Below are 19,026 nucleotides of genomic sequence, written 5' to 3' on the forward strand. Positions count from 1 at the left end.
CGGTGTGTGGGATCCGCAGAAGTACCTGTCCTTCAGCGACCAGCGCGACCGCCCGGCCCACGACCTGATGGCCAGGGTGGGCGCGGTCCAGGCCCGCCGGGTCGTGGATCTCGGCTGCGGCGCGGGGAACCTGACCTCGCTGCTGACCGACCGGTGGCCCGAAGCGGCCATCGAGGCCACCGACGCGTCGCCGGAGATGGTCGCGGCGGCCCAGGCCCGCGGAGTGGCCGCGAGGCAGGAAGACGTCCGGGACTGGAAACCGTTGCCGGACACCGATGTCGTGCTGTGCAACGCGGTCCTGCAGTGGGTGCCCGAGCACGTCGAACTGCTGCAGCGCTGGCTCCCGTCGCTGCCGGTCGGGGCGTGGTTCGCGTTCCAGGTGCCGGGCAACTTCGAATCGCCGTCCTACGCGACGATCCGGGAGCTGCTGGCACAGCCGCGCTGGCGAGATCGAGCGCACGGCGTGCTGCGGTCGGACTCGGTGCTCTCGCCGATCGGCTACGCGGACGCGCTCACCGATCTCGGCGCGGACGTCGACGCCTGGGAGACGACCTACATCCATGCGCTGCGCGGTCCCGACCCGGTGCTGGAGTGGGTCACCGGCACGGCGCTGCGCCCGGTCCGCACCGCATTGGACGACGCGGAGTGGAACGAGTTCCGCGCCGAGCTGGCACCCCGCCTGGCAGCCGCCTACCCGCAGCGCGCCGACGGCACCACCTGGTTCCCCTTCCGCCGCATCTTCGTCGTGGCAAACCGGCGCTGACCAGCTGTTTCGCCGGTTCGATCAACGGTCGGGGGGTGCGGTTAAAAGCATGGCGGGCATGGGCTAGAGTGGTTCCTGTCAGCGCGAAGAGCTGGCGAGCACAACAACATTCCTCCGTAGCTCAATTGGCAGAGCATTCGGCTGTTAACCGAAGGGTTACTGGTTCGAGTCCAGTCGGAGGAGCATCGCCCCAGGCCGATGGCCTGGGGTTTTTCATTTCTGACTCCGTGGCGATCAGCTGCACCGAAACTGCACGTCTTCGGTTGGTAATCTCTCCTTACTTCCTTGCCGAGTTCATCGAAAGTGTCCAATGTGGACGCGAGTCGCTCGCGCTTCTGCCGGTTGGTTCACCGGCGGCCCGGCGGCGCGATGCCACTTGCGGCGCCGCTGCAGGCGGGTGCCCCGAGCCAGGAGCCGGTCCCACTGTCCGGGTGGGGCGGGATCGGCGCGTTGTGTCAGCCAGTGGACCGTTTCTCGCCGGCCTGAACCGTGCCCGGTGCGCCCTCGGCGGGCAGCCATGTCTCGGCCCAGGAGGAGATCTCCCGAACAACTGCCTCTAGCGCACGGCCCTTGTCCGTGAGCCGGTACTCGATGGTCACAGGGGTGGTCGGGAGTACGACGCGTTCGAGGATGCCTTCGCTCTCGAAGCCCTTGAGCCGTTCCGAGAGCAGCTTGTCGGTGATGTCGGGGATGGCGTCGCCGATCTGCCGGAAGTGCGTAGCTCCCCGGAGCAGTTCACGCAGGATCACCCCAGCCCACCGGCGGCCGATCATCTCAACGGTCCGGTGGTAGCGAGGGCAGAAATCAGGCTCATACGCGGACACATCAGCAGCTTACCAATGGATAGCGACTTGCGCACAGAAAAAGAGACGTGCTACTTTCCGCAAGTCGCTTTTAGATGGAAAGTCACTAACATGTTGTCCCCCGCTAGTGCAGAGAGGTATCCATGGTCACCAGCAGCACCCTGCCCGACCTGCCTGACAGCGCCATCACCAGCCTGTTCACCCCCGAGGACACCGCTGTCGTCCTCATCGACCACCAGCCGCAGATGATCTTCGGGGCCCGCAGCGCCGACCCTCAGACCTTGATGAACAACGTGACCGCCCTGGCCAAACTGGCCAAGGTGTTCAACGTCCCCACCGTGCTCACCTCCATCGCCGCCGAGACCTTCTCCGGCCCGGTGATCCCGGAGATCACGCGCGCCCTGCCGGACGTCGAGATCATCGACCGCTCCTACATCAACGCGTGGCAGGACGGGGCCTTTCGGGCCGCGGTTGAGGCCACCGGTCGACGCCGCCTGCTGATGGCCGGTCTGTGGACCGAGGTCTGCCTGACCTTCCCAGCACTGTCCGCGACTGAAGCGGGTTACGAGGTCTTCGCCGTCATCGACGCCTCCGCGGGGTCCAGCACCGCGGCGCACGATGCCGCGATCGTGCGGATGTCCCAGAAGGGCGTCGTTCCCGTCAGCACAGCGAGCGTGCTGTCCGAACTGCAGCGTGACTGGGCCCGGGTGGACACCTACGACGCCGTCAACGACATCGTCAGTGACCACCTGGGTGCCTGGGGACAGGGCGTCAACTACGTTCGTGCGGGGTTCGTCAAGAAGTAATTGCTCCGCCTGCTTTTCCCGGTTCCGACGCCCTGCGCCAGCGCAGGGCGTCGCGCCGTCGGGTGAACACGGGGACGGTGACGCGCACCTGCGCCGTGCCACGGCATCCGCCCCTCGCGCTGCGCTTTTCTTCTCAGCGGCGCGGTCCCTGCTTCGAGGCAGCGGTGCCAGCAGATGGTCCGCATGGCGCTTTTCTCCGTCAAGCCCGTCAAGCCTTCACTCGTGATGATGGACGACACCCGCTCGCCCCCGCGGAAGTCACGTTCTCGGACACGGAGGAGCCATGACAGCAGAAACGCCAGATCCTTCGCGCACCGGCCCCTCGTCGGAGGGACGCGGAGAGGAAGGCTTTGCCCGCACCGGTACCAGCCGGGTGGAGGCGTTCAGCGACGCGGTATTCGCCATCGCCATCACGATCCTGGCCTTGGATATGCGCACCCCACCACACTCCACCGGCCAATTGCTACCCGCACTGTGGCACCAGTGGCCCGTCTACCTCGGATATCTCACCTCGTTCGCCTACATCGGTGTGATTTGGCTGAACCACCACCAGACCTTCACGCGTATCCGCACCGTCGACCGCGGTCTGCACGCGGCCAATCTCACCCTGCTGCTGACAACCGCGGCGCTGGCCTTCCCGACTGCGGTTGTCTCCGAAGCCGTGCAATCCGATGCCATCGGCGCAGACGCTCGAACCGCCGTCGCCCTGTACGCGCTCATCGCAGCAGCCATGTGCGCGAGCTGGCTGTGGATCCACACCCACCTCGCTCATCATCCCGACCTGCTCTCGGGTCGGGATGATGAGCGCTACATCCGCCACGGCCGACTGCGCTCTTCCGCTGGCGTGATCGTCTACGCACTCGGTGGCGCACTGGGCTGGTTCACGCACCCGGCCATCGCGATGGGCGTGTTTCTGCTGCTGCCGGTGTTCTACTTCGTCACCAGCGAAGGCCTGCCCCGCGTCCGCCGCCAGGGCAGATGAGCAGGTTTCCTGCGAGCGACATCAGCGGATTTCGAAACGTGACGGGCGCGCGGCGGTACGTGCGATCGGGAGCCATGCGCCAGCGGTTCCCCGACCAGCAACCTCCTCAGGTGCCGCCGCCTCCTGGCCAGCGCTAGTGGCTTTGCCGAGAGGGCAGGAGAAGCCCGTTAGCAGGTTCTTCCTTCCGCGGGTTCGTGTCGGGTAGGGGTAGCCCTACCTCGGAGATCATTGGTTGCGCGGTGGGTTGGGGAGGGTTGCTGCAGCAGCATTTTCGGCATGGTTCTGGTACGGGATTCGAAGGATGCTCCGCCGCGGGATGTGGTCGAGTTGGCTGGTGTCACGAAGGTCCACTCGGGTCGGGTGCGGGCGCTCGACGGTGTGACGGTCGGGTTCGGTCGGGGGTCGTTCACCGCGGTGATGGGGCCGTCCGGGTCGGGCAAGTCGACATTGCTGCACTGCGCGGCGGGGTTGGATCGGCCCACTTCGGGGCGGGTTGTGTTGGCGGGACAGGACATCGGCGCGTTGCGCGAGCCGAAGCTGACCGCGGTGCGGCGGGCGCACGTCGGCTTCGTGTTCCAGTCGTTCAACCTCGTCGATGCGCTGTCGGTGTGGGACAACGTGCTGTTGCCGCAACGGTTGTCGGGCGTGCGGCCGGATCGCCGGTGGGCGAAGGAGCTCTTGGCGCGGGTCGGGTTGGCCGGGCGGGAGAAGGCGCGGCCGGGTCAGCTTTCCGGCGGGCAGCAGCAGCGGGTGGCGCTCGCCCGTGCGCTGGCGGGTCGTCCGCAGGTCGTCTTCGGTGACGAGCCGACGGGGGCGCTGGACCTCTCGACCGGGCGGGAGGTGCTGGCGCTGCTGCGCCGGTTCGTCGACGAGATCGGGGCGACGATGGTGATGGTGACCCATGATCCGGCCGCGGCGGCTTGGGCCGACCGCGTGGTGTTCCTCGCCGACGGGCGGATCGCGGGCGAGCTGTTCGCGCCGTCGGCCGAGCAGGTGGCGGCGCGGATGATGGAGCTGACCCGATGATGGCGAAACTGGCCGCGGCGAGCGTGCGGCACCGAATCGGATCCTTCGCGGGCACGTTCCTCACGGCGTTCCTCGCGATCGCGCTGATCGCTGGTAGCGGCCTGCTGCTGTGGTCGGTGCTGACCGCCGGGCCGGGGGCGGACCGGTTCGCCGCGGCGGACGCGGTGGTCGCGGGTGAGCGGTCGGTCGTTCTCAGCACGGCGACCGACAAGGGCGACGAGATCAAGGTCAAGACGAAGAGCGAGCGGCTGACCGGTGCGCAGCCCTTGCCGGGGCAGGTCGTCGGGACGGTCGCGGGGACGTCCGGTGTGGCCGGTGCGGTGGCGGACTACGCGTTCCCGGTCGCGCTCGACGTCGACGGCGTGCCGGTGCGCGCGAAGGATGCCGCCACCGTGGCGCACGGTTGGTCGTCCGCGGCGCTGACCCCTTACCCATTGCGGGACGGCACCGCGCCACGGCCGGGCGAGGTCGTGCTCCAGGAGTCCTTCGGCGCGCAGGTAGGCCAGACCGTGCGGCTGACCAGTCGCACCGGCACCCGGGACTTGCGCGTCGTTGGTATATCGGCGGGGGATGTGCCGGGCCAGGCGGCGGTATTCGTGGCGGACGATCAGGTCGCCGAGTTGTCCGGACTGCCCGGACCGACCGCCGTCGGCGTGCACCTTGCGTCCAATGTGGATGGACAAGTGGTGCTCGCGACGCTGCGCGACCGGCTGGACGGCACCGCGACCGTGCACACCGGGGCGGACCGGGTGAGCGCCGACCTGCCCGGTGCGGTGCCCGACTACATCGGCGCGATCTCCATCTTCGGATTCGTGCTCGGCATCACCGGGTTCGCGGCGGTGTTCGTGCTCACCGGCACGGTGTCGCTCGCGGTCCGGCAGCGGCTGCGGGAACTCGCCTTGTTGCGCACGGCGGGCGCGACGCCGCGGCAACTGCGCGGCATGCTCCGCCTGGAGATCACGCTCGTGACGCTCGTCGCGGCACTGCCCGCGCTGCCAGTCGGAATCGTGGTGGCGCAGCTGGTAGCCGTCCGGTTCCGGGAGCTGGGTGCCGTGCCGCCGCAGTTCACCGTGTCGCTCAACGCGATGGTGCTGATCGCCGCCGCCGTGCTCGGGCTGCTGGTGACGGTGTTCGCCACCGGGCTCGCGGCCCGGCGCGCGGTGCGGATCGCGCCGACGCAGGCGCTGCGGGAGACCGTCACCGCGGGCCGCGCCGGTTGGCTGCCCCGGGTAGTCGGCGCGGCCGTGCTGGTCGCCGGTGCGGTTGCGGTGCTGGGCCTGGTGCCGCTCGGCGGCCCGTTCGGCATGGGCATGGGCTTCGTCTCCTGCGCCCTGCTGCTCTGCGCGGCCGCCGCGCTCGGACCGATCCTCGTTGGCCCGCTCACCGCCGTGCTGTCCCGGATCGCAGGCGTCACCGGGGTTCTCGGCCGGGTGGCGGGGGCCATGACCCGTGCCGAGAGTCGGCGCGTCGTCGGGGTCGCCATCCCGTTGGCGCTGATGTTCGCCATCAACGCCACGATGCTGCTCAACGGCGACATCCTCACCGCGGTGACCGCCGACCAGCAGGCCGCGCGCACGGCTCCGGCGACCGTCCGGGTCGCCGCCACCAATGCGCCGGGACTGCCGCTCGCGACGGCCGACGAGGTTGCGGACCTGCCCGGGGTGACGGGCGCCGCGGCGACGCTCGGCACCCGGGTTGTCGTCGATGAGGGCGGCAAACCGGAGGACTATCCCGCGCAGGGCCTGCGGACCACCGGCGAGCCAGCCGTGGATCTCGGCGTCACCACCGGAGATCTGGCGGGCCTGCGCGAAGGCACCGTCGCGGCGCGCGGCCCGCTCGCCTCGGCCCGGGACTGGCAGGTGGGCGACCGGCCGGTGTTCTGGCTGGCCGACGGCACCCGCGTCGAGCTGACCGTGGTCGCGGTCTTCGCGAACTGGCGAGGATTCGGCGATCTCGTGCTGCCCGCGGATCTCGTGGCGGCGCACGATCCCCGCGGTCTCGTCGGCGCCGTCTACTTGCGCGGCGCGCCCGGCACCGCCGACGCGGTCGCCGACCGGTGGCCCGCGCTCGCGGCGACCGACGCGGCGGATCCGCGGGCTGGCACGGCAGATGTGCAGAACCAGCAGGCCGCGTGGGAGCTGATGGTGGTCATCTCGCTCGGCTTCACCGCGATCGCCGTGGTCAACACCTTCGCCATCGCCACCGGCGCCCGCCGCCGCGAGTTCGCCGATCTGCGCCTGGCCGGCGCCACCGCTGGGCAGCTGCACCGGATGCTCGGCCGGGAGACGGCGATCGCCGTGGCCGTCGCGCTCGTGCTGGGGTGCGTGATCAGCGGCGCGGTGGTCGGCACGTTCAGCGTGGCGCAGGACGGGCAGTGGCGGTTGTTCGCGGCACCGCTGCGGTACCTGGCCATGCTCGTCGGTGTGGGTTCGCTCGGCGTGGTCGCCGGGGCGGTACCGGCCCGGCTGGTGGTCAGGCGCCGGTCGCTGCCTGCGGTGACGGGCTAGGTTGAGCTGATGCTCCGCCGTTTCGGCCGTGCACTGGCCCATCTGCTGACCAGCCTGGTGCTGGGGCCGGCCACCTTCGCGTGGGCCCTGGCTACCACGCTGGTCAGCGGCGTGCTGTCGTTCACCTATCTCGCACCGCCGACGTTCCTCGTGGTGACCTGGGTGACCCGCCGGATCGCCGGGTTGGAGCGCCTGCGGGCGGCGGTGCTGCTCGGCAGGTCGGTGGAATCTCCTTACGACGCAACGTCTTCGGGGAATCCGTGGGTGCGGGGCCGCGCGCTGGTCCGCGCGCCCGTGACCTGGCGGGACCTCGCCTGGCTGCTCCTGCTGTTCCCGTTGGGGCTCGCGGGTGGGCTGGCCGGGGTGGTGGTCGCGGTGGTGGACCTCGCCGCGATCGTCGCTCCGCTGTGGTTGTGGGCGCCGCCCAACCCGAACCTGCCACCGGTCGCCGACTGGCTGTTCAACACCGCGGGCGGCCGGTTCGTGCTGACCGGTCTCGGGTTGCTGCTGGCGCCGGTGGCGTGGTGGCTGGTCACCACGGCGGCCCACGTGCAGGCGCGGATGGCGGCGGCGCTGCTCGAACCCGGTCCGCGGCAGCGCCTCGTGCGGCGCACCCGCGAACTCGCCGCCACGCGCCGCCGGGTGGTGGACGCGCAGGCCGCCGAGCTGCGGCGCATCGAGCGCGACCTGCACGACGGTGCGCAGGCCCGGATCGTGGCCGCTGGCATGACGCTCGCGTTGGCCGACCGAAAGATGCGCGGGCCGGGGCAGTCGGCCCGCGACGATGTGCGCACCGCCCGGCGGCAGCTCGACGAAGCGCTCGCCGAGTTGCGCAGGCTGGTGCGCGGCATCCATCCGCCGATCCTCACCGACCGGGGACTGGCCGCTGCCCTCGCCGCGCTCGCGGGCGACGCGCCGCTGCCCGTCGAAATCCGCGCGGCCGAGCTGGGGGAGCTGGCGCCCGCGGTCGAGTCGGCGGCGTACTTCGTGACCGCCGAGGCGCTGGCGAACACCGTGAAGCACGCCGCCGCGACCACCTGCACGATCACCATCACCCGCACGGCCGAGGCGCTGACCGTCGAGATCCGCGATGACGGCCGGGGCGGTGCGGACGAGGCAGGCGCCGGGCTGGACGGCCTGCGCCGCCGGGTCGAGGCGCTGGACGGCAGGATCTCGGTCACCAGTCCGGTCGGGGGCCCGACCGTTGTCCACACGGAGCTGCCATGCGCATTGTGATCGCCGAGGACCTCCTGCTGCTGCGCGAAGGTTTGGTGCGGGTGCTCACCGACACCGGGCACGTGGTCGTCGCCGCGGTGTCCACCGCGCCGGACCTGGCGGAGGCGGTGGCCGAGCACCGCCCCGATCTGTCCATTGTGGATGTTCGATTGCCGCCGGGCTTCCGCGACGAGGGGTTGCGAGCAGCGCTGGCCATCCGGCGCCGCGAGCCCACAACACCGATTCTGATCCTGTCGCAGTACGTCGAGCGGGTCTACGCGGCGGAGCTGATCGCCGACGGCCACGGCGCGGTCGGCTACCTGCTGAAGGATCGGGTGACCGCGCTGGACGAGTTCTTGGACGCCATCGACCGGGTGGCTGCGGGCGGCACCGCGATGGATCCGGAGGTCGTGCGGCAGCTGTTCGCCCGCAACAACGGCGACCGGGGCATCGCGGCGCTCACCGCACGCGAGCGGGAGGTCCTCGGGCTGGTCGCGCAGGGCCTGTCGAACTCGGCGATCTGCGCCGAGCTGGTACTCGCACCGGCCTCGGTGGAGAAGCACATCAGCAACATCCTCGCGAAGCTGGAGCTGCCCCCGTCCGACGACACGCACCGACGGGTCCGGGCGGTGCTCGCCTACCTGAACCAATGATCCGGCTCCCGGCGGCCGACGAACGTCCATAGTGGACGTGTCGGGCCGACCGGCTCGCCACCCGCACCGCCACGCAGAACGAGTTCGAAATACGTCGTCACGCGCTCAGCACGCGTCTTGCTCGTTCGAGCAGAGCTCGGGCCGCGGGACTGATGGGGCCGTCGGCTCGCCAGGCCAGGGCGAGGCGTCCGCGCAACGCGGGTTGGGTGATCGTGAGCCGGTGCAGGTCGCTGCGCGCATCGAGGGCGGACGCGGGCAGGATCGCGACGCCCAGCCCCCTGGCGGCGAGCTGCGCGGAGTTGTCCTCAGCGAGGGTGATCTCCACGTCGGGATGGGCCTCGTGGAACTCGGCCAGCAGCTCGGGCAGGTCGATGTGGTGCGAGGTCACCGTGCCGACGGCGACGTGCCCGCGCAGCAGCCCGGTCAGCTCGTCGACGGCGAGGCGCGCGCCGGTCACCGCGGCGAGTGCGGCTCGGGCGTAGGGGAGCACCGCCGCGCCCACCTCGGTCAGCTGCACCGAGCGTCCCGACCGGTCCAGCAGTTCCTGCCCGAGCTCGCGTTCCAAGCGCCGGATCTGCGCGCTGACGCCGGGTTGAGCCACGTGCAACTTCGCCGCCGCCCTGGTGAAGTTGGCTTCCTCCGCCACTGTCACGAAGTACTTGAGCTGCCGAAGCTCCATAACCGGTGATTCAGTAGCGAGCACATGCAGCTCTTGGACTTCTGGTTCGGGGCGTCGCAGAGTGGATGTGCGTCGAGAGGAGACGACATGACCACCACCGGCGATGTTCGTGGCGCGAGCCGACCGAGGCCGAACCGTTTCGCACCGGCCGCTCGATGATCCTGGTGCGCGGCGGCGGAAAGGCCGAGCTGATCGCTTATCCGATCGGTCCGTCACTGGTCAACTGGGTGGCCATGGTGCCGGTGGCCGAGCCGGGGCCGTTGCCCGGCGATGCGAATTGGAACCGGCCCGCTAGTGCGCAGGAGGTGCTGCGGCACTTCGACGGCTGGGACCTCGGCTGGTTCGATTTGCCGGGCCTGATCGGCAACAGCGCGACGATCCTGGAATACCCGATGGTCGACCGGGATCCCCTGCCGTCGTGGGGCGAAGGGCGGGTCACGCTGCTCGGCGACGCCGCGCACCCGATGTACCCGGTCGGCGCGAACGGCGCGTCGCAGGCGATCGTCGACGCCCGCGTGCTCGCCGACGAACTGGCCCGCGACTTCCCGGCGGGACTGGCCGGGTATGAGAGCACGCGGCGGAAGGCGACCTCGGCGGTCGTCGCCGCCAATCGCGAGATGCAGCGCACCGTGGACGAGCGGTCCCGGCGGGAACTCCTGCGGATCACCGAAACCTACCGGCGCGACACCGGCGCCGTGCGTTCGTGAGTGGTGAGAACCGGGTCTTTCGACTTACGGCCAAGCGGAGCATCCCCATGTCCCCGCCGGGCATGGGGATGCGGAATGTGGATTCGAAGGCGGGTCGTCAGCGCACGGAGGCGCCGATTTGGCCGCTGGAGCCGCTGTTGCCGTCGGAGCTGTCCGAGCTGTCGGTGTTGGATCCCGAGTGGTGGCGGTGGTGGTTGTGGCCGTGAGAGCCGTTGTTCGAGCCGTCGTCGTCGTGACCCGGGTGGCCTTTGTCCGCCAGCAGCACCGTCGGAGCCGGTACCGAGTTCGCGGTGGCTACGCCCCCGATTCCCAGCGCCAATGGTGCCGCCAATGCCAGTCCGACCACCGCTCGTGCACTTCTGCGCATGACACTGTTCCCCTGTCCTGAGCGTGGAGATGAATATCGGTACGGGCTCAGATCCTCGTCCGACGGGGAAAATTCGGGCTCGCGTGATATCCGCCCCGATCAACGCGCCGGGGAGGTATGGTATTCCCGAATCGGCTCCCGAAATTTGTCGATCTACCATTTTTTGCCGAACGCTCCGGACTGGTCTCGTCGCACAGGGTCGAAAGTCTCCAAAGTGGAGGACTAAATACCCGGAAATGGATCGAAGTCCAGAAAAAGAGAAACCTGCTTCACGTTTCGAATGATGGTTATAAGGCGCAGCTGATCATGCGGTACGAGTCAGTTCGTCCCGGTGGCTGGTTCGCAATGTTCTTGGCTCCCAGTCGGTTCCCGGCTGGGAGTCACCCGTCTGCCGCATTCTGCGTGGCCGTTGGTACTTCGAATGAGGTGGGTGACAAAAGAGTCTGGACGTACGCGTCGGCCACTGCGTCGCGGGTGCGGAAATTCGAGCAGGACGAGAACAGATTTCTCGTTTCACCGGGGTACGAGCCCGCCGCGATGCCGTCGCAGTGGCGGGACAGAGCCGTGCGTGGTTTCAACAGTCGAGAAGACCCTTTGCCGCTCGCGATCCGCGGCGCCATTTGCCCGCTCAGGTCGCGGCCAGCCCCAGCGCGAGCGAGCCGACGGCCAGCAGGAGGAACGGCGCCGGATAGCGGATGTGCGAGTACCAGCGGGCGCGCATGACGGCGATGACGGCGCCGACGAAGTACAGCACGAGTCCGACTGCGGCAGCGATCCCGATCTGCGGCACACCGAGCCCGACGAGCAGGCCCAGCGCACCCGCTGCCTTGAGCGCCCCCAATGGGAACAGCCAGGAATGCGGCACGCCGTAGCTGGTCATGTTGCCGAGGACCCACTCGGAGCGCAGGAAGTCCACGGCAGCCGCGCCGATGTTGGCCACGGCGGTCAGGACGGCGACGATGACATAAGCGGTGAACACGGTGACTCTTTCTGCCGCGCGGATCTGTCACCTCTACGACGCGTGCCGGGCTGGAAAGGTGACCCGTGACGGGACTTGCGCAGAGGCAAAAGTCCGGAGGTGCCGCCGAGAATCGGCCGAGGCGGCATCGAAATGCTGCTCACGGATGGCTCCGGTCCGGCACCCCACTCCTGCCGCACCGGCGGTTCACCGGCGAGTTCGCGCGGCCCCGTTCCAGCGAGGCCGCTCACCCCTAGTCGGTGCCGGGTTTGCCGTCGGCGCTGCTGCTGCTGTCGGAGCTGTCGGTGTCGGAGCCTGAATCGGTCCCCTCATCATTGTCACCCGGCTCGCCTCTGTCCGTCAGCACCATCGCCGAAGGCGGTGCCGCGTTCGCGGCAGTCGAAACCACGTCCTCGATTCCCAGTGCCATCGGCGCGGCCAGTACGAACACGGCGGCCGCTCGTACACTTGTGCGCATTGGACTATTCCCCCGTCTTGCGAGTGGGATCAGCTATCGCGAACGAGCTCCGAGCCTCGTTCGAGGCGGGGAATTTGGGCTCGCGCGATATCCGCCATCAACGCGCCAGGGGAGCGGTCTATTCCCGAATATTCCTCTCGGAGGCGGTTTTTCGGCGCCTGATCCATGATTTTTCCGCCGCACCGGGTCCGAAGTCCGAAGATGTGAGGACTAAATTCCCGGAAATGGATCGAGGTCCCTCGAAAAGGAACCAGATCATGGGTTCGTGGTTGGCGGCGGTTGCTTTGTCGGCGCTTGATCGTCGGGTGGATGACTTCCATTGCCCGCACGCCCAAAGGTGAAGTCCAATTCGGTTTTTGGGCGGTGCATGTTCTGGCGCGCGAGTCGTGTTTCCGTGCTCGATCCCTTTCGGACGCCCGAGTCAGGCTGCGCTGTCTTCCAGCAAGGCCAGGTCGGCGCGTTTGAGCGTTTCGGTCGTGGCGGTCAGCTCCATCAGCAGGTTGTGGCTGAGCAAGTTGCCGACCGGCGCATCCACCTCGTCCGCGAACAGGCCCTCGACGCCGTGCCGGCGAAGCTCGTTGCGGACCCGCTCGACCACTCGGTCAACCCGCTTGACGTCCCACCTCTCGCCGGGGCGCAGTTCGGTCAGCCGCTCGGCGGCGCCTTTGCGGGTCAACGGTCGCGGATGCGGCTCCCCCGAGAGGTAGCGCTGGCCGAGGACGACCAGGACGAGTCGCTGTTCGTCGTTCAGCGGCCAGATCCGCGGCGCGACCGTGCGGAAATCGGCTAGCAGGGCGCGCTGCGCGTCGTCGTAATCGTTGATCCGCAAATCCAGCACGTGCTTGCGGTCGGCCGTGCCGGTGATCACCAGCGTGGTGTACCCGGGACTCAGCGGAACCGGTTCGTCGGCAGCGCAGATCCGGTGCCCGCCGGAGATCTGGATGGGCAGCGATCCGGTGTTGTGCAGCCACCACCACCCCTGCTGGTGCTCCAGCACGCCGTGCGTTCTGCTCACCCGGATGTCGTCCTCTCCCAAGCAAACGTCGACCTTGGGCACTGGAAAACGCCCGAAGCGCACCTTGGCGCCCTCGTCCGGACTCGCGGCCACCGCGCCGGTGAGGGCTCGGACGACGAGTGCGCCGGGACTCGTCCACGGCTTCCCGCGGCGCGGGATGTCGCCGCCGTCGATGCGAGCGATTGCCACGGCGACCTCCTCCAGTTCGTCCGGAATGGACGCTGCGGCAGGATTTCACACCATTTCGGGACCGGTCCCGCGCTCGCGCCGGTACTGTCCCGCGCATGGCGATGCCCAACATCGGCCGAGGAGGCCAATTAGCGGCCAGCGCATTGCTGCTGATCGCGCTCGCGGGTTGCGGATCGAGCCCGGAACCTCCACCACCGAACCCGCCGCCGAGCCCGCCCCCGGTGAGCACGCCGACCACGACGACGACCGTGCCCGATCGGGAACCGCACACCCTCGTGCTGAACGCAACCGGCGGCGCGCAGGTCACCTCGATCAAGTACACGCTCGACGGTCGCGTGGTGCAGCACGGCGCGGTAACCCTGCCCTGGCGCGAGCCCGTCTCCGTGCCAGCGGACGGACTTCCGCACTCGTGGACCCTCGAAGTCGGGTACACCGGCAACGGCGGCGTGGACCTCGTCGCGATCTTCGACGGCCAGATCATCGCGCAGGGCGGCAGCGCGGGCGGCGGCTCGGGCAACATCGAAGGCAGCGCCGCAGTCGGCGGCACCGTCAACGGCTAACCGGGGGATGAGGACGGGGTGAAGGGCACCTTTTACCAAGTTAGTTGGTGAAAGGTGCCCTTCACTCATCACCCGAACGGTCGTAGCGGTGAGGCAGGCGCTCAGACTGGGCCTGCGTCGTGGGTCCACCAGTCGATCATCGGGAACGGATCGGTGCCCTGGTGGGCGAACACCGCGATGGCGAACCGATCATCGGTCCACGCCAGGGTTCGTTCGCCGTTGTCATCGCTGCACCGGAGTCTGCCGGTGCTGCCGTCGCCACGCGCGTACGCCCGGCCGCCGTTGAAGTCCGCTGGCACGGTGACGCAGTCCTCGCCGAAGTCGCCGGTGTCGTTGTAGACCGATCGCATGGTCGCGGCGTCGGGGAACTGGTAGTAGACCACCAGCGCCGCGCCGCTGGTCCGGCCGCAGGCCACGCCGACCGCCGAGGTGGCGCCCACATCCCGCCACACCTGTTCCGGCGACGGGCGGACGCAGTTGACCCGGGACACCGGTGGAATGTGGTCCAGCAGCGCCCGCTCGGGTTCGGTCGGGAACGGCGGTGCCGACTGGGCGTTGAGCTCGCCGACGATTCGGCCCAGCGGCGCGATGTGCCACTGCGACCACCAGGCCGTGAGCGCGGCCGGTTCGCTGCCGACCACCCGCCCGGCCAGCAACAGGGGCTCCATGCTCCAGTCCATCGCCAGCGTGCCGTCCGGACCTGGCTGGCACAGCACCTGCCCGAGATCGACGCCAAGCCAGTCGTGCCGCTGCGTGCCGCGGAAACCCGGGGCGGCGCCGGTGGTGCACGGGACCCCGCTCGGGGCTTCGGTGCTGCTGACCCGGCCGGTGAAACTCGCTCGCAGATCGGACAGCGACGCGAACCGGTAGTAGGAGACCGCCCGCGCTCCAGACCCCCTCGGGACGCAGGTCACCCCCGCGACAGCGCCGGGATACGCATCCAGCTCGCCGACCGGCGTCCGCACGCAGTCGACCCCGGCCGCCACGTCGAGCAGCGCACGCTCGTCGGCGCTGGGGAAGGCTTCATCGGCACCGGTCCACTGCGACCAGGACCGGCGCAGGGCGGCGTCTTCGGCGGCGGGGGCTTCGGCCTGGCTGACCGTGCGAGCCTGGGTGTCGGTCCACACGATCACGGCCCGGTCACCGCTGAGGTAGCAGAGCACCCGGCCACGTGCCGGGCCGGTGGCGGGGTAGCGGTGCTCGGCGCCGGTCGCCGTCGCGCAGTCACCCTGCGCCTGGGACACGCCGGAGTCACCGATGGCTCGGGAATAGGCGCCGTCGGCGGCCGCGCCACCGGCGAACAGTTCGGTCACCGCGCCGCCGCCCGCGCTGTCCCGGCAGGACAGGGCGGCGTCGGCGCCCGCCATCGACGGGTCAACCACCCGGCAGTCCTCGCGCATCGCGACGGGCGCCCGAGCCAGCTCCGCCTGGTCCGGCGCGGGATCGGCCACGCTGACGACCAGCGCCGCGATCAGCACGGCGACCAGGCACAGCGCGGTTATCGCCACGGCGGCGGACAGGCGGCGCAGATGGGGCGTTTTCGCGGCGGCCGCCGCGAGATCTTCGGCCAGTTCCCCGCATGTGGTGTGCCGACGGTTCGGATCGTCGGCCATGGCCTTGCGCAGCACTCGATCGACCGGCGAACGCAGGAACAAGATCGGGAAGATCCGGCGGTTGCGCGTGGTCAGCGTCCGGCCGGACAGGCAGTCGTACAGCACGCAGCCGAGCGAGTAGACGTCAGATCGGTGGTCGACGTCGCGGCCGTTGGCGTGCTGTTCCGGCGATAGGTAGCGCACGCTGCCGATCGCCGCGTCGGTGACGGTGATCGAGGTCATCGCGATGTGCTTCGCGATGCCGAAATCGCACAGGTAGACCTGGTTCGTGCCGTCCTCCACCAGGATGTTGGCCGGCTTGACGTCCCGGTGGATCAGGCCCTGGGCGTGCGCGGTGTCCAGCGCGTTCGCGACCTGGCGCGCGATGGAGACGGTCTCGCCCAGACCGAGCGTGCCGCGAACGGCGAGCACCTTGCCCAGGTTCGCCCCCCGCACGAACCGCATCGCCAGGTAGCCCAGCGCGTCGTCACCGTCACCGACCCGGCCCACCGCGTAGGTCTCGACGATGTTCGGGTGCTTCAACATGACCGCGATTTCGGATTCGCGCCTGAACCGCACGGCGAAACCGGTCTGCCGCATGAGCGCCGGTCTGATCACCTTGAGCGCGACATCCCGCCCGTGCTCGGTGTCCTCGGCGTGGAACACCTCGCTCATGAAGGTCTGCGAGAGCTGTTCGCGCAGCCGGTACCGCGGCAGCAGGCTCGCGATGTCCGGCCGATCCGGCCGGGCCGGGGTTTCGTCCTCAGTCTCGTCTTCCACGGATCGATCCGCGCCCGAAGTCCGTTCGTTGCTGGCCCGCCATCGGCTCCGATGGCAGCTCGTGATGGCGGCTGACCCGGAGGTTGTTCATCGCCGAGGTAGGCGTGCGGTTGTGACCGTGGATGATCGTACTTCGTCAGCAGGGCTCCCGGGACCGGTTCCGGGAATGTTCGTCCCGCACCCGCGATGGCGGGCGCGACTGCCGCATCAATGGGCGATTTCCGCAGTTCAACGGCATACATTTAGGTCCACAATGGACATTGGTGGAGTGTGGACCGGTCCCGCTGCCAGCTGCTGGCGCAGCACGTCGCCGGACTCGTAGACGCCGGTCCGGGTCTCGTTGACGCCGACATGGGGCAGCCGCACGGCTGGAGCCGGGGCCAACGATGGCTCGGGCCGCCGGTTGGCCATGTCCGGATCGACCGGCTTGAGGCGTCCCCTTTTGCACCAACCAGTCACCTGTCCGGGCGGTTCGACAGTGGATCGGATAACGATTCAGGTCCACCGCGCGATCTGATCTTTGCCCAGCTCGCGGCCGTCGGTGTCGACACGGATGATTTGGCACAAGCCGCGTGACCGCGGGCCGGAACTCGACCGCGCTGGTTGATCCGCTCGATTGCGGACCGAAACGAAGTCGTGATGCGTTGCGCGCAACGGAAACTCGTTGTGCTTCGTCTCTTGAGCAGTGGAGTTCGTCGGGGACTCACAGAGGACGGGGGAAGTCAGGATGTCCGCAACAGGGATCGGCAAGGAACCACACGTTTCGCTACCGGACCTCACATCAGTGGCCAAGCTGCCGAAGCCGATCAAGGCGCTCGTCTACTTGATCATGCTGTCGGCGCTGACGGTGGCCGGTATCGGCGCACTGCTGGCCACCATCGCGATCATCGGCCAACTCACCGGAGCCTTCGACGTCTTCGGTTTCATCGGCTGAGTCCAAACCCAACCGGGGCCGGCGCACTGCACGGGTGCGCCGGCCCCGGTTTTTTGCGGCGACGAGCTGGCTGCGCCGGTCGGCGTAACGTCGTTGTGCAGGGCATTCGGCCGCTCCGACGAACCCGTCCGTAGGCCGGTCGGCCGTTGCACCCGACGGTCCCAACACCCCATGACCTCGCTACGATCGCCGGTGTTGAGAACGCCATCGGGGGCAGTAGCTCAGCAGGTCAGAGCAGCGGACTCATAATCCGTCAGGTCGTGGGTTCAAGTCCCACCTGCCCCACAACGTGACATCGCCCGAACTCTCGGGTTCTTGGACAAGCACCACCGATAGGTGTCATGTTCGTTATGGAACTCGCGAGCCCGGAGCACCTGACCAAGTCGCCACTGCCAGGGCAGCTGCCAACGAAGCGGCAGCCCGTCGCCCCACGGATCTCCGTGCGTCACGAGACTCGGAACGCCCGCCGGTAGGCGCCCGGGGTTGTGCCCGTCCGGGCGCGGAAGCGGCGGCGCAGGTTGACCGCCGAGGTGAGACCGACGCGGGCCGCGATCGACTCCACCGGCAGGTCTGTCTCCTCCAGCAGGGTGCGTGCTTCGGCCACCCGGCGGGACAGCAGCCAGGCGCCCGGGCTCGTGCCGAGCTGGTCGGCGAAGCGCCGGGCCAGCGTGCGGGGCGAAACGCCGAGGTGCGCGGCCAGGTCGTCCACCGACAGCGGGGTTCCGAGGCGTGCCCCGGCCCATTCGAGGAGGCCGTCCAGCCCGTCCGGGGACGGTGGGGGTGGCGCGTACTGCGCCTGGCCGCCGTCGCGGTGCGGCGGCAGCACCATGTGCCGCGCGACGAGGGCGGCGTGCGCGGCCCCGTGGTCCCGCCGGACGAGGTGCAGGCACAGGTCGATACCCGCGCCCGCCCCGGCACTCGTGGCGACATCGCCGTGGTCCACGTAGAGCGCGTCCGGCTCCACGCGCACCTGGGGGAACTCCCGCCGCAGCTGCGCGGCGCGCGCCCAGTGCGTGGTGGCCGAGCGGCCGTCCAACAGCCCCGTGCGGGCCAGCGCGAACACCCCGGAGCAGATCGTGACGAGCCGCGCCCCACGGGCGTGGGCCCGCAGCAGCGCGCGGCGCACGCGGGCCGACAGCGGCGCCTCCACCGGCGTCCAGCCCGGGATGAGCACGGTGTCCGCGGACGCGAGCGCCGAAAGGCCCCGTGGCACGGACATCGCGTACCCGGCCGACGTGGGCACCGGGCCGGGCGTCTCCGTGCACACCTCGAACTCGTAGTGCTGCGGCACCCCGGCCCGCAGCGTGCCGAAGACCTCGGCGGCGCAGCCGAGCTCGAACGTCGACTGAACCGGCCGCACCAGGGCCACCACGCGATGCATGGCAGGAAAATACCCCATGGTGTCTTTGTCGACACTGTCCCACCGTGGCCCGCGGGCGGCATGGTGGGAGGCATGCACCCCGAGATCCTCGCCCAGGAGGGCTACACCTCCGTCTCCGTCAAGGAATCCCCCGTCCGCGAGCTCTTCCCCGGGATCCGGCTACGTCCACTATGGACAGGAATGAATAGCGCGCACGCCAACGTGCTGGAGATGGACCCGGGCACGTCGTGGCCGCACCGCGACGTCCACGAGCCCGGCCCGGAGGAGGTCTACGTGGTCGCGGGCACGTTCAACGACGGCGCGCGCGACTACCCGGCCGGGACATTCCTGCATGCCCCGGCCGGGTCGTGGCATGTGCCCGCGACCACCACCGGCTGCACGCTGTTCCTCTTCTACCCAGCTGGCTAGTGCACTGTCCACGAACGTTCACCGAGTCCGCGGCCGGGGGATGGGACAGCAGCCGGGGGTCGTGAGTGGCAAAACCAGGATGCGCTTGCCCTGCAGGTCGACGACGTGGCGTTCGCGCCGAAGGGACAGCAGGCGCTGGGACGGTGGGGCCATGCTGGTCAGTTGCAAACCGTCGGCCGGTCGGCGAAGGGGCCGTTGCGCACGTCGAACGAGCGCTACGCGC

General features: G+C 69.3%; 19 protein-coding genes and 2 tRNA genes. 13 read left to right on the forward strand and 8 right to left on the reverse strand.

What is annotated here, in order from left to right; translation table 11 throughout:
- Nucleotides 1-4 precede the first annotated feature (4 nt).
- Complete coding sequence (locus ACTWQN_RS11145; protein ID WP_443203318.1) at nucleotides 5-763, forward strand: trans-aconitate 2-methyltransferase; 759 nt, start codon at nucleotides 5-7, stop codon at nucleotides 761-763.
- Between the two features lie 110 nt (nucleotides 764-873).
- A tRNA-Asn gene (locus ACTWQN_RS11150) sits at nucleotides 874-946 on the forward strand.
- Between the two features lie 272 nt (nucleotides 947-1,218).
- Here the strand turns inward: ACTWQN_RS11150 and ACTWQN_RS11155 are convergent.
- Nucleotides 1,219-1,536 carry a winged helix-turn-helix transcriptional regulator gene (locus ACTWQN_RS11155; protein ID WP_443203502.1) on the reverse strand — a complete coding sequence of 106 codons (318 nt, stop codon included), beginning with the start codon at nucleotides 1,534-1,536 and terminating at the stop codon, nucleotides 1,219-1,221.
- A 173-nt stretch (nucleotides 1,537-1,709) separates the two neighbouring features.
- Here ACTWQN_RS11155 and ACTWQN_RS11160 point away from each other — a divergent pair, with 173 nt between their 5' ends.
- The 6 genes from ACTWQN_RS11160 (at nucleotide 1,710) to ACTWQN_RS11185 (ending at nucleotide 8,755) form a co-directional block, all read left to right on the forward strand.
- A complete protein-coding gene (locus ACTWQN_RS11160; protein WP_443203319.1) occupies nucleotides 1,710-2,372 on the forward strand; it encodes a hydrolase in 663 nt (220 codons plus the stop codon).
- Nucleotides 2,373-2,655: 283 nt separating this feature from the next.
- A complete protein-coding gene (locus ACTWQN_RS11165) occupies nucleotides 2,656-3,354 on the forward strand; it encodes a TMEM175 family protein (protein ID WP_443203320.1) in 699 nt (232 codons plus the stop codon).
- Between the two features lie 276 nt (nucleotides 3,355-3,630).
- On the forward strand, nucleotides 3,631-4,380 hold the full coding sequence (locus ACTWQN_RS11170; protein WP_443203321.1) for an ABC transporter ATP-binding protein: 750 nt from the start codon (nucleotides 3,631-3,633) through the stop codon (nucleotides 4,378-4,380).
- Nucleotides 4,377-6,887, forward strand: a complete 2,511-nt coding sequence (locus tag ACTWQN_RS11175; protein WP_443203322.1) for an ABC transporter permease — start codon at nucleotides 4,377-4,379, stop codon at nucleotides 6,885-6,887. The genes ACTWQN_RS11170 and ACTWQN_RS11175 overlap by 4 nt, the downstream gene beginning before the upstream one ends.
- Nucleotides 6,888-6,896: 9 nt before the next feature.
- Complete coding sequence (locus tag ACTWQN_RS11180) at nucleotides 6,897-8,123, forward strand: sensor histidine kinase (RefSeq protein ID WP_443203323.1); 1,227 nt, start codon at nucleotides 6,897-6,899, stop codon at nucleotides 8,121-8,123.
- The gene (locus tag ACTWQN_RS11185; RefSeq protein ID WP_443203324.1) at nucleotides 8,111-8,755 is read left to right on the forward strand and encodes a response regulator transcription factor; all 645 of its coding nucleotides are present in this window, start codon (nucleotides 8,111-8,113) and stop codon (nucleotides 8,753-8,755) included. Before ACTWQN_RS11180 ends, ACTWQN_RS11185 begins: the two co-directional genes overlap by 13 nt.
- A gap of 97 nt (nucleotides 8,756-8,852) precedes the next feature.
- On the opposite strand, the gene ACTWQN_RS11190 is transcribed toward ACTWQN_RS11185, so the two are convergent.
- Nucleotides 8,853-9,434 carry a LysR family transcriptional regulator gene (locus ACTWQN_RS11190; RefSeq protein WP_443203325.1) on the reverse strand — a complete coding sequence of 194 codons (582 nt, stop codon included), beginning with the start codon at nucleotides 9,432-9,434 and terminating at the stop codon, nucleotides 8,853-8,855.
- A gap of 155 nt (nucleotides 9,435-9,589) precedes the next feature.
- Here ACTWQN_RS11190 and ACTWQN_RS11195 point away from each other — a divergent pair, with 155 nt between their 5' ends.
- Nucleotides 9,590-10,141 carry an FAD-dependent monooxygenase gene (locus ACTWQN_RS11195; protein ID WP_443203326.1) on the forward strand — a complete coding sequence of 184 codons (552 nt, stop codon included), beginning with the start codon at nucleotides 9,590-9,592 and terminating at the stop codon, nucleotides 10,139-10,141.
- A gap of 97 nt (nucleotides 10,142-10,238) precedes the next feature.
- Here ACTWQN_RS11195 and ACTWQN_RS11200 read toward each other — a convergent pair whose 3' ends face one another.
- The 4 genes from ACTWQN_RS11200 to ACTWQN_RS11215 all read right to left on the reverse strand — a co-directional run bounded on the left by ACTWQN_RS11200 (nucleotide 10,239) and on the right by ACTWQN_RS11215 (nucleotide 13,148).
- Nucleotides 10,239-10,508 carry a hypothetical protein gene (locus tag ACTWQN_RS11200; protein ID WP_443203327.1) on the reverse strand — a complete coding sequence of 90 codons (270 nt, stop codon included), beginning with the start codon at nucleotides 10,506-10,508 and terminating at the stop codon, nucleotides 10,239-10,241.
- A gap of 628 nt (nucleotides 10,509-11,136) precedes the next feature.
- The gene (locus ACTWQN_RS11205; RefSeq protein WP_443203328.1) at nucleotides 11,137-11,487 is read right to left on the reverse strand and encodes a DoxX family protein; all 351 of its coding nucleotides are present in this window, start codon (nucleotides 11,485-11,487) and stop codon (nucleotides 11,137-11,139) included.
- A 232-nt stretch (nucleotides 11,488-11,719) separates the two neighbouring features.
- Nucleotides 11,720-11,917 (reverse strand): hypothetical protein, encoded by a 198-nt coding sequence (locus ACTWQN_RS11210; RefSeq protein WP_443203329.1) that lies wholly within the window; start codon nucleotides 11,915-11,917, stop codon nucleotides 11,720-11,722.
- Nucleotides 11,918-12,365: 448 nt separating this feature from the next.
- Nucleotides 12,366-13,148 carry an FHA domain-containing protein gene (locus tag ACTWQN_RS11215; protein ID WP_443203330.1) on the reverse strand — a complete coding sequence of 261 codons (783 nt, stop codon included), beginning with the start codon at nucleotides 13,146-13,148 and terminating at the stop codon, nucleotides 12,366-12,368.
- Nucleotides 13,149-13,243: 95 nt separating this feature from the next.
- On the opposite strand from ACTWQN_RS11215, the gene ACTWQN_RS11220 reads away from it, so the two are divergent.
- On the forward strand, nucleotides 13,244-13,708 hold the full coding sequence (locus ACTWQN_RS11220) for a hypothetical protein (RefSeq protein WP_443203331.1): 465 nt from the start codon (nucleotides 13,244-13,246) through the stop codon (nucleotides 13,706-13,708).
- Between the two features lie 101 nt (nucleotides 13,709-13,809).
- On the opposite strand, the gene ACTWQN_RS11225 is transcribed toward ACTWQN_RS11220, so the two are convergent.
- Nucleotides 13,810-16,080 (reverse strand): serine/threonine-protein kinase, encoded by a 2,271-nt coding sequence (locus ACTWQN_RS11225; protein ID WP_443203332.1) that lies wholly within the window; start codon nucleotides 16,078-16,080, stop codon nucleotides 13,810-13,812.
- Between the two features lie 727 nt (nucleotides 16,081-16,807).
- Here ACTWQN_RS11225 and ACTWQN_RS11230 point away from each other — a divergent pair.
- Together ACTWQN_RS11230 and ACTWQN_RS11235 are read left to right on the forward strand one after the other, a co-directional pair.
- The gene (locus ACTWQN_RS11230; RefSeq protein WP_443203333.1) at nucleotides 16,808-17,014 is read left to right on the forward strand and encodes a hypothetical protein; all 207 of its coding nucleotides are present in this window, start codon (nucleotides 16,808-16,810) and stop codon (nucleotides 17,012-17,014) included.
- 210 nt (nucleotides 17,015-17,224) lie between these two features.
- Nucleotides 17,225-17,299 (forward strand) — tRNA-Ile (locus ACTWQN_RS11235).
- 160 nt (nucleotides 17,300-17,459) lie between these two features.
- On the opposite strand, the gene ACTWQN_RS11240 is transcribed toward ACTWQN_RS11235, so the two are convergent.
- Nucleotides 17,460-18,395 (reverse strand): GlxA family transcriptional regulator, encoded by a 936-nt coding sequence (locus ACTWQN_RS11240; protein ID WP_443203334.1) that lies wholly within the window; start codon nucleotides 18,393-18,395, stop codon nucleotides 17,460-17,462.
- A 72-nt stretch (nucleotides 18,396-18,467) separates the two neighbouring features.
- Here ACTWQN_RS11240 and ACTWQN_RS11245 point away from each other — a divergent pair, with 72 nt between their 5' ends.
- Nucleotides 18,468-18,803, forward strand: a complete 336-nt coding sequence (locus tag ACTWQN_RS11245; protein ID WP_443203335.1) for a cupin domain-containing protein — start codon at nucleotides 18,468-18,470, stop codon at nucleotides 18,801-18,803.
- The last annotated feature ends 223 nt before the right edge of the window (nucleotides 18,804-19,026 follow it).

Origin of the sequence: Saccharopolyspora antiqui (genome assembly GCF_052246905.1) — a bacterium.
GTDB lineage: Bacteria > Actinomycetota > Actinomycetes > Mycobacteriales > Pseudonocardiaceae > Saccharopolyspora.